The organism is Rhizobium sp. FKY42 (assembly GCF_005222835.1).
In the GTDB taxonomy this organism is placed as follows: domain Bacteria; phylum Pseudomonadota; class Alphaproteobacteria; order Rhizobiales; family Rhizobiaceae; genus Neorhizobium.
On record NZ_STGA01000075.1, the window covers coordinates 19,715 to 27,232 of the forward strand.

The window sequence follows — 7,518 nt, forward strand, 5'->3', positions numbered from 1 at the left end:
TGTCGTGACTTCGACCGACGGTGCTGGTGGAGGTGGAGGCGGCGGTGGCAACTTCACAACCGGCTGTTCGGGAGGTGGAGGTGCGGATTCTCCATTGCGGACAAAGCTCGGTGGACGGAATGTGGTCGTACGGAATTCTTCCTCGCTTTGCGGACTTTCAGACGGCTTCTCACCTGACGTGGCCAGCACCAGGTACGCGGCGAAGACGCCAGCCAGCAAAAGGGCGGCCATGCCGACCGTTTGGTTGCGCTTTACGTTTCGATTGCTGATTTCGGCCTCGTCGGCCGCAGCCATTGCGTCGAGTTCAGGGCTGCGCTTCATGGATTGCCGCTCCTTCTGCGTTTGCTGGCATCAGGGTCTGGTTTCGGAGCCATGATGTCAGGGTCAGGTGCTGCAAAGTCCGGCTTGCGGAGATTGAAAATACACGTCCACTGGTTTCCGTCCCGGAGCGTGTATTGCGTGGCTACACCGTCAACGACGATGTATTCGCCTTCCTTCCGGAAGTTTCGAAGCGTCTCGGAGAAGTCGGATTGGACGGCAAAAATGGCCGGTACGGTCCCGCGGCCGAACTTGAAAAAGGTCTTCTTTCCGTCATCGAACACCATTGTCGGCTTGAGCGCCACGTCGCCCGAGAAAGAGTAGTCAATGTTGACGTTCGCTTTGTCGATGCTCGAAACGTTCGGGTTGGCTGCTCGAAACTCAGCTTCTTTCCGCAGGGTTTCGTTCAGGTTTTTTTCCGGGTATATGAAGCGGACCCCGAAAACCTTTTTACCTGCTTCCGGTGCATAGTCGTTGAGCTCGAGGAAGTAGATCCTCTTTGAGGTTACCACGTTCATGTTCGTGGAAACGTCTTTGGCAATTGGCTTCACGAAGAGGATGTTGCCTTTTTCCGATGGAGCAACCTGCCAGCTGTCGGTGTCGCCAAGCGAGATCGTCTCGAACTTCTCATCCTCGTCAAAGATGATCATCGTCGAGATGCCGTAGGTCGCGGAAACCTTCACGACGTTGTTGGGCTGATAGACGACACTGGTCACACGCGCATCCAGACTGCCCGGACTTGGCTGTTGGGCAGCATGAACGTTGGCTGTGGTGAGTGCGGCGATCACTGCCGCCAGACGCAAACCAAGCTTCACGGCTGGCCTCCCGAAGTCACCGTTTCCTGATCACGACGGTAATCGTATACTTGGAAGCCCAGGGGGTTTTCGAAACGCCACTCGTTGCGTTCAGGGGTATCCGTGTAGCGATAGCGAACGACTGAAATGAAGTGCCGGGTCATGATCTCTGCGTCTGAACGCTCATGTGTTGAGAAGCGAACGAGCGCCGTGGTTGCATTAGGAAAGGTCACAGACTTTATGTCGACGGTAATGGATTTGTTCTTGCCCAGACGGCGTGCCGGATTATCGGGGTTCGCGGCACTCCATTGGGCTTGCAGGTCGCGCGCTGCATCGCCGGTGGAAAGCAGGGCCGCGATCCCGAAATTCTGTTCGATGGCGAAAGGATCATAACCTTCACGGGATCGAATGTAACGGACGACATTCGCCTGAGTGACCGCCTGCTGATCGGTGATGTTCGATGTTCGGGTCAGCCCTGTCTTGACCTCGATATAGCCGGTGTTCTTGTCCACCTCGACAATGTATGGCTCGAAGCTCTTCAAGGGCACGAGCATCACCAGCGCGCAGAGCGACAGGATCGTGATGCCGCCAAACATCATCGTGATAAGCCAGGCGAACGCTTTGGACCGTTTGGCCTTCTTGACGATTTCCTGCTCCCAGCGATCCCCATCCTGAAAATAGCTCCGCAGAGCATCATTCGTATCTGCCATGAAAATCCAGCCTTAAATTGTTCTCGGACAACACGCGCCTCAAGAGGGCATACTGTTGTTGCTGATCCTGTTTTGCATCGCCGTTGCGCTTGAGTTCCTGATGTTCTCTCGCATCCCGGCATGGGTTCGCTCACGCGCTTTCATTGCCTGGTTTCCAACAGAGCCAGCAGTCGCCAGTCCACTTTTGATGCTTGCTCCAACCGCTTTCTTGGCCACAGTCCCGATCCCTGTTGCCACGCCACCGGTTATGCCTTGAGCGAGCGTTTGAATGTTGAAGAGGACGAAGGCACCGGCTGCGCAGATCAGAATGAAAGCCGAAATGTCATCCAGCTGGATTTCGCTTGCAGACGCTGCGGCTGCAACCTTTTGCAGTTCTGCATCCATTGTCGTGATGAGAAAGGCGGCAACGACATACACGAACAGCGGAATGAGCGCGTAAGTCAAAACCTGCTGAAACCATGCCATCCCATACTGACGTGTTGAATCAAACAAAAGGCATGCGATGAAAATAGGTGCAGTGCCAAGCAGCACCCACATCATCACCTTGGACAGCACAAGGATGGCCAGCGCAATGGCAATAAACAGGCCAACCGCCAGCATGATCAGGAAGCCGATCAAGCCCGGCAGGATAGCGAAATAACCTGACTGCTCGGCAAATGCCGCCGCTGCCTTGTTCGCAGTTGCCCAGATCATCGACAGTCCGTCGGTTGGCTCTGTAATCCCGGTGCTGCTTGCCGTGAGCAGCGCCCGACCCACGTCTTCCGGCGTGTTGTTCAGCCAGTCATAAAAGAAGGTCTGAAAATTTCCCCACTGGTCGATGAAGGCAACGATAACCATCATCCGAACAACGCGACTGATGATTTCACCAATGCTGACACGGGCAGTTCCCATCACGAGCTGCAATCCGTAATAGGCGACATAGGCAATAAGCATGACAGTCAGCAGGGGCATGATCTCGTCGCCGATGACCTGGTAGGCTCGTTCGGAGAAATTACGCCCAGCGACTTCAAGGGCCTCGAGCAGGCCGCCGAGAAAGTTCATGGGGTCACTGCTTTCCGCTTCCCGCAAGGGCGTCGATTGCCGCCAGGGCTTGCGAATAGTTGCCATTCACGCGGGTCATTTCCGGGCATTTCTGGCGCGGATCTTCAGCGTATGAGGTAAGGTTTGCCGGCCTCTTGCACGGTGCAGTCTTCTCTTTCGGTGCGCCAGCGCAGCCAGTTATGCTGATAGCCATCAAGACGCAGAAAGGTAGGGAGCTCCTTGTCTTGAGCCATTTAGTTGCCATAGGTCAGCGCTTTCTTGGTGTTGGAAATGTCGACAAGACGACGCTGGTTCTGGGCTTGCAGCGAACCGACCGCTCCGTTCATCACGCCAATCATTTCGTTGATCGTCAGACCGGTTTGGACCTGCAGCTGCGTGTTTTGGTCGATGGAACCCTTGATGTCCTGCGCCTGACCGATCTGTTGACCTGCCTGCTGGAAAGACTGTGTTCGCGACTGGACGGCCTGTTGCGAGCCTGTGACCAAGGCTGCAACCCCGAGGACGGTCTTCATCATTTCCTCGTAGGACTTGTCGCCGGAAAACGAGCTGTTTGTCTTGCCCGACAGGTTCTTTACGAGTTGGAGACCGTTGATGAAGGTCGTGGCGATCTTCCCGATGTCACCGCCCATGCTGCCGAAATTGGGAACGCCGCCCTGCAGAAGGCTATCGAGCGATGGCATCTGGGAGACGCTGAAACCCTGCCCGACAGCGAGGTTTTGCATGGAACTGGAGACGCTTCCGCGGTCTCCGGTCACAGCTTTCAGCGTCTCTTCAACCGTCTTCAGAACTTCTCTGTTCGTATCCAGAATCTGGTCAGTCGTGCGAGAGGTCTCGGTCGCGATCCGCAGATTGGCGCTGTCGATCACAGGAACCTGTGCTTGCACCGTTGACGCCAGCGCCAGCGAAAACGCAGTCAGAAATACTCTTTTCATTGCCGTTCTCCTTGTCATTCGGTGCTCAACATCAGCTTCATGCCAGCTTCTGGTTCGAGGTTGAAAACGCAGGCCTGTTCCTCCGGATTCCACTCAAGCTGCAGATCCTTGTCACAGAGGTCAGCTACCTCGCGATCATCTTCCTTCTCGTCTTGGCTGTAGTCGCTGGACCGCGAAGACCCCGAAAGCCCGCCCAGATTGAGTGCATTTTGAGAATTCATAAGCTCGGCAAACGTTGTTGTGAGGCGGATGACCTGGTTCATCATCTCGAGGTTCGCATTGCGTGCGCCGGAATTGTGGTCCCAGCTGTCCTGGATCGTGCCGCTGTCCATCTGGCCGAGTTGCTGAAGCCACGACGCGACGTTCCCGCTGTTTTCGGCAATCGACTGGCTGGTGGCCATCGAGTTGATTGTTGCATCTCTCGCACCAGAATAGCCCGAGGTGCCTCCTCCGAAGTTTTCGGGAATGTTCGAAACATCAGAGCCTCCAAACTGAGGCATCCATTTGGCCCTGATCGCGGCGACATAGCCCTGCGTCTCCTTGAACGGAGGGATGCCGCCATACTTGCGGACGTTGCCTGGCCCCGCGTTGTACGCGGCGAGCGCAAGGTTCGTATTGCCGTTGAAGGTGCGTAGCTGCTGCTTCAGGTAGCGCGCGCCGCCGCGAAGGTTGTCCTCGATATCGTGAGGATTAACCCCAAGATCCTTGGCCGTCCCCGGCATCAGCTGCGACAAGCCCATAGCGCCGACAGGCGACCTGGCGCAGGGGTTGAACCGGCTCTCCTGGTAGACGAGGGACATGAAGAGGGTTTCGTCAACCTCCTCTTCCCGCGCTACGCGCTTCACAAGGCCGACGATTTCCGGATTGGCCTGTGCAGCAGACTGAGCATCCCCGCCGCGCCCCGGCCGGTACATCGAGCAGGTGACGCTCTTGCTCACGGAGTGCCGGCGACTGTCTGTCTCTTCGATCTGCTTCGTCGTTTCATTGCGTTTCGCATCTGTTGCCGTCAGGGCGCCATCGGTAACAGGGACTTGCGTAAAAGCCGAGGGTGCCGCTCCCAAGGTCATGGTTGCTGCTAAAAGCCTCAGAGAGAAACCGCTCCTCATTCGGCCTTCTCCCATCTGCAGAATTTCGCCAACCAGTTCTCGGGTTCGTCTCCGTACTGCTCGCGAAGTGCTGCGCACTCCTCGATTGTCTCCTTGCGTCCTGAGAGCACCTTCACGAGATCCGGCATTGCTGACAGATCCAGACGCGCGATGACCGAGTCGTTGCCGTGCTTGATCAGGAAGGTTCTCTTTTCGGGAGGCGTGTTCTTGATGAAATTGAACTCCTTCACCGTCAGGCCGAAGCGCTTGATGTAGCTCTCTTCGTCTGCCCGTGGGTTCGGGAAGTGGATGTTGGTCGCCGATTGCTCAATAAGCGCGTGCGACGCTTTGGATTTGGTAATGTCAGCGGCCGACTGCGTACCAAAACCCACGACGCCGTTGAGCTTGCGGATCGTCATCATTTTGTCGACGATGAATGCGCTGAACGTATCATCCATCAGCAGCTGCCAGCCTTCATCCATGAAGAACATGACGGGGTTGCCGTCCAGCAGCTCGTCCAGCCGATGGTAAAGATACATCAGTGCAGGGGTTCTCAGCTCCTCGTTTGCAAGGATGTTGGTCATGTCAAAGCCAAACACGCTGTGACCTGAGAAGGACAGGACGTCATGGGGGGCGTTGAACAGCCAGGCTTTTTCACCTTCGATCCAAGGGCGAAGCCGCGAGTATAGATCGTTGGCATCCGCCCTGGACCGCCCCATCAAGAGGCCGGCAAAATTCGGGAGGTTCCGCTGAGCCGCCGGCTCCTGCATGATCCGGACGATTGCCTTTTCCAGCGTGTCCTCGTCCTCTTGGCCGAAGTCGGTACGACGATCGCCGCGCAGCATGGCCTTGAGCAGACGGACCAGAAATTCCCGGTTCTCGCCGGTGTTTTCCAATTGCAGCGGGTTAAAGCCCGTGGGCGTTCCCGGAGACAGAACCTCGTAGGCTCCGCCGATCGCCCTGACGAAGATCTCGGCCCCGCGGTCCTTGTCGAAGAACACGGCGCGAGGCGTGGGTGAAACCCGCATCGCCTGAGCCAGCAGGAAGGTCAAACCAACGGTCTTGCCGGATCCTGTCGGACCAGTCACCGTGAAGTGCCCGATATCGCGACGGTGGAAGTTGAACCAGTAGGGGGTTTGTGAGGTCGTTTCCAGAATGGTGATCGGCAGGCCCCAATGGGTGCGATCCGCTTGTCCAGTCGCGAAATTATGCATCGAGGAAAGGCCGGAGAAGTTGGCGCTCGACAGCATGGCGATGCGGGAGATGTAGGAGCGGTTTCCCGGCAGCTGCGCCCAGAACGCCGCTTCTAGATTGAGATCCTCCCGGAGCCAGTTGATGTTCATGTCGGTGAGGCAAGCGCCAAGTTCCGACACACAACGGCTTAGGTCCTCGAGGTCCCGAGAAATGCACAGAAGCGAAAAATGATGGAAGCCGAATACAGCCTCCTGATTGAGGAGGCTGTTCAATGCATAGTCGATGTCGGATTCGACCGAGCTACCCGCTTCGTCGGAGGCCTTGATTTGGCGTTGAAGGCGGCTGATCCGCTCTTGTGCGATCGGCTTGTCTGCAAGGGTGAAAGACTGGGTGAGGATGAACTCGTGGTTCACCTGCAGCAACCCATCCAACATGCCGGGACCAGTGAATGGAGGATATTCTTTGATCGAGAGGAGAGCGGCATAGCGGCTATCTTCGTCCACCGCCGCTTGTGCCTGCATCGTCCGCTTTGAAAAGTGAAGCCGTGAAGTGCCGACGTAGTTGCGGATTCCCATGCGCGGAAGCCGCATCTTTCGCGGCACACCGCAGGTCAGGATCGTGTTGAAGAACTCGCAGGGCTCCGAATACGGATCGCCCTTAGCCTCTTCTCCATCGATGTCTTTCTTCGCGGTATCGTCCGATTTCTTGCGATACGTGATGCCAAGCGGCTTTGCGCCGTACTTGTGCAACTCTTTCACGATGTTCCCAACCAGCTCTTCAAGGTCGGTCACGTCTTCACGGGTCGCTTGGGCCCTGGCCTCCTTGTTCGAACGTTCAAAGATCCGCTTCAGCGAGTCGCCGAGGCCAAGCGCCCCTTTCATGCCCGAACGCACGATCGTCAGGTAGATTTCGTTCGTGAACATCCGCTTTTTGCGAAGTTGGTCCATATAGCGATCGTTCAGGATCTCGCAGAAGGAGGAATCGAACGAACCGCCGATTTCAGTCTCGACCTCACGGCGGATTACAGTCGACCAAAGAGAATAGCGGCTTGAACCCAGAGCTCGGATCATGGTGTTCTGTACAACAGAACGCATGTTCAATTCGGCCTGGTCCTCCGTCTGGAAAAACAGTCCATCAAGCTTGATGACGCTGATCAGGGTTCCGTTCTCGAGCCCGATGACCGTGTCAGATAGATGCCGCATGTAGGGGATGTGAACGGACATAGGCCGCTCGTTCTTTGCGACCCTGCCAAATCCAAGCTCTTCTCTCACGACTTTCAGCATCGACTATGGTCCGTATGAATTGGTGCCCCAAAATCGCGCGTTGGGCGTCCGTGGGGTTTTGCGAGACGTGACCTGCAGGACGTCGAGAATCTTGCTGTCCCAGGTGCAAAGCGAAAACAGGACCAGATAGGCAGCAGGGGCCATCAGCAGTGCAGCGAAAT

7 protein-coding genes and 1 pseudogene are annotated in these 7,518 nt (G+C 56.4%); all 8 read right to left on the minus strand.

All coding sequences use genetic code 11. The features are described 5' to 3' along the window. A pseudogene (locus E8M78_RS23695) lies at nt 1-321 on the minus strand (conjugal transfer protein TrbI); the annotation flags it as partial. Next, nucleotides 318-1,133 carry a TrbG/VirB9 family P-type conjugative transfer protein gene (locus E8M78_RS23080; RefSeq protein ID WP_137137275.1) on the minus strand — a complete coding sequence of 272 codons (816 nt, stop codon included), beginning with the start codon at nt 1,131-1,133 and terminating at the stop codon, nt 318-320. The gene E8M78_RS23080 and the pseudogene E8M78_RS23695, both read right to left, overlap by 4 nt. Beyond that, complete coding sequence (locus E8M78_RS23085) at nt 1,130-1,822, minus strand: type IV secretion system protein (protein ID WP_137137276.1); 693 nt, start codon at nt 1,820-1,822, stop codon at nt 1,130-1,132. Before E8M78_RS23085 ends, E8M78_RS23080 begins: the two co-directional genes overlap by 4 nt. A 39-nt stretch (nt 1,823-1,861) precedes the next feature. Next, nucleotides 1,862-2,863, minus strand: coding sequence for a type IV secretion system protein (locus tag E8M78_RS23090; RefSeq protein WP_137137277.1), 1,002 nt, complete (start codon nt 2,861-2,863; stop codon nt 1,862-1,864). Between the two features lie 233 nt (nt 2,864-3,096). Next, nucleotides 3,097-3,795, minus strand: coding sequence for a type IV secretion system protein (locus E8M78_RS23100; RefSeq protein ID WP_137137279.1), 699 nt, complete (start codon nt 3,793-3,795; stop codon nt 3,097-3,099). Between the two features lie 14 nt (nt 3,796-3,809). After that, nucleotides 3,810-4,901: a lytic transglycosylase domain-containing protein gene (locus E8M78_RS23105; protein ID WP_137137280.1), complete on the minus strand. Its 1,092-nt coding sequence runs from the start codon at nt 4,899-4,901 to the stop codon at nt 3,810-3,812. Then, on the minus strand, nt 4,898-7,357 hold the full coding sequence (locus E8M78_RS23110; RefSeq protein ID WP_137137281.1) for a VirB4 family type IV secretion/conjugal transfer ATPase: 2,460 nt from the start codon (nt 7,355-7,357) through the stop codon (nt 4,898-4,900). The genes E8M78_RS23105 and E8M78_RS23110 overlap by 4 nt, the downstream gene beginning before the upstream one ends. Before the next feature lie 3 nt (nt 7,358-7,360). Then, nucleotides 7,361-7,507, minus strand: coding sequence for a VirB3 family type IV secretion system protein (locus E8M78_RS23115; protein ID WP_281405096.1), 147 nt, complete (start codon nt 7,505-7,507; stop codon nt 7,361-7,363). Between the last annotated feature and the right edge of the window lie 11 nt (nt 7,508-7,518).

Bases quoted from the DNA above. Each gene is read 5' to 3' on its own strand.
- E8M78_RS23100 (WP_137137279.1), bottom strand. From the start codon at position 3,795: ATGAAAAGAGTATTTCTGACTGCGTTTTCGCTGGCGCTGGCGTCAACG.
- E8M78_RS23090 (WP_137137277.1), bottom strand. From the start codon at position 2,863: ATGAACTTTCTCGGCGGCCTGCTCGAGGCCCTTGAAGTCGCTGGGCGT.
- E8M78_RS23110 (WP_137137281.1), bottom strand. From the start codon at position 7,357: ATGCTGAAAGTCGTGAGAGAAGAGCTTGGATTTGGCAGGGTCGCAAAG.
- E8M78_RS23085 (WP_137137276.1), bottom strand. From the start codon at position 1,822: ATGGCAGATACGAATGATGCTCTGCGGAGCTATTTTCAGGATGGGGAT.
- E8M78_RS23105 (WP_137137280.1), bottom strand. From the start codon at position 4,901: ATGAGGAGCGGTTTCTCTCTGAGGCTTTTAGCAGCAACCATGACCTTG.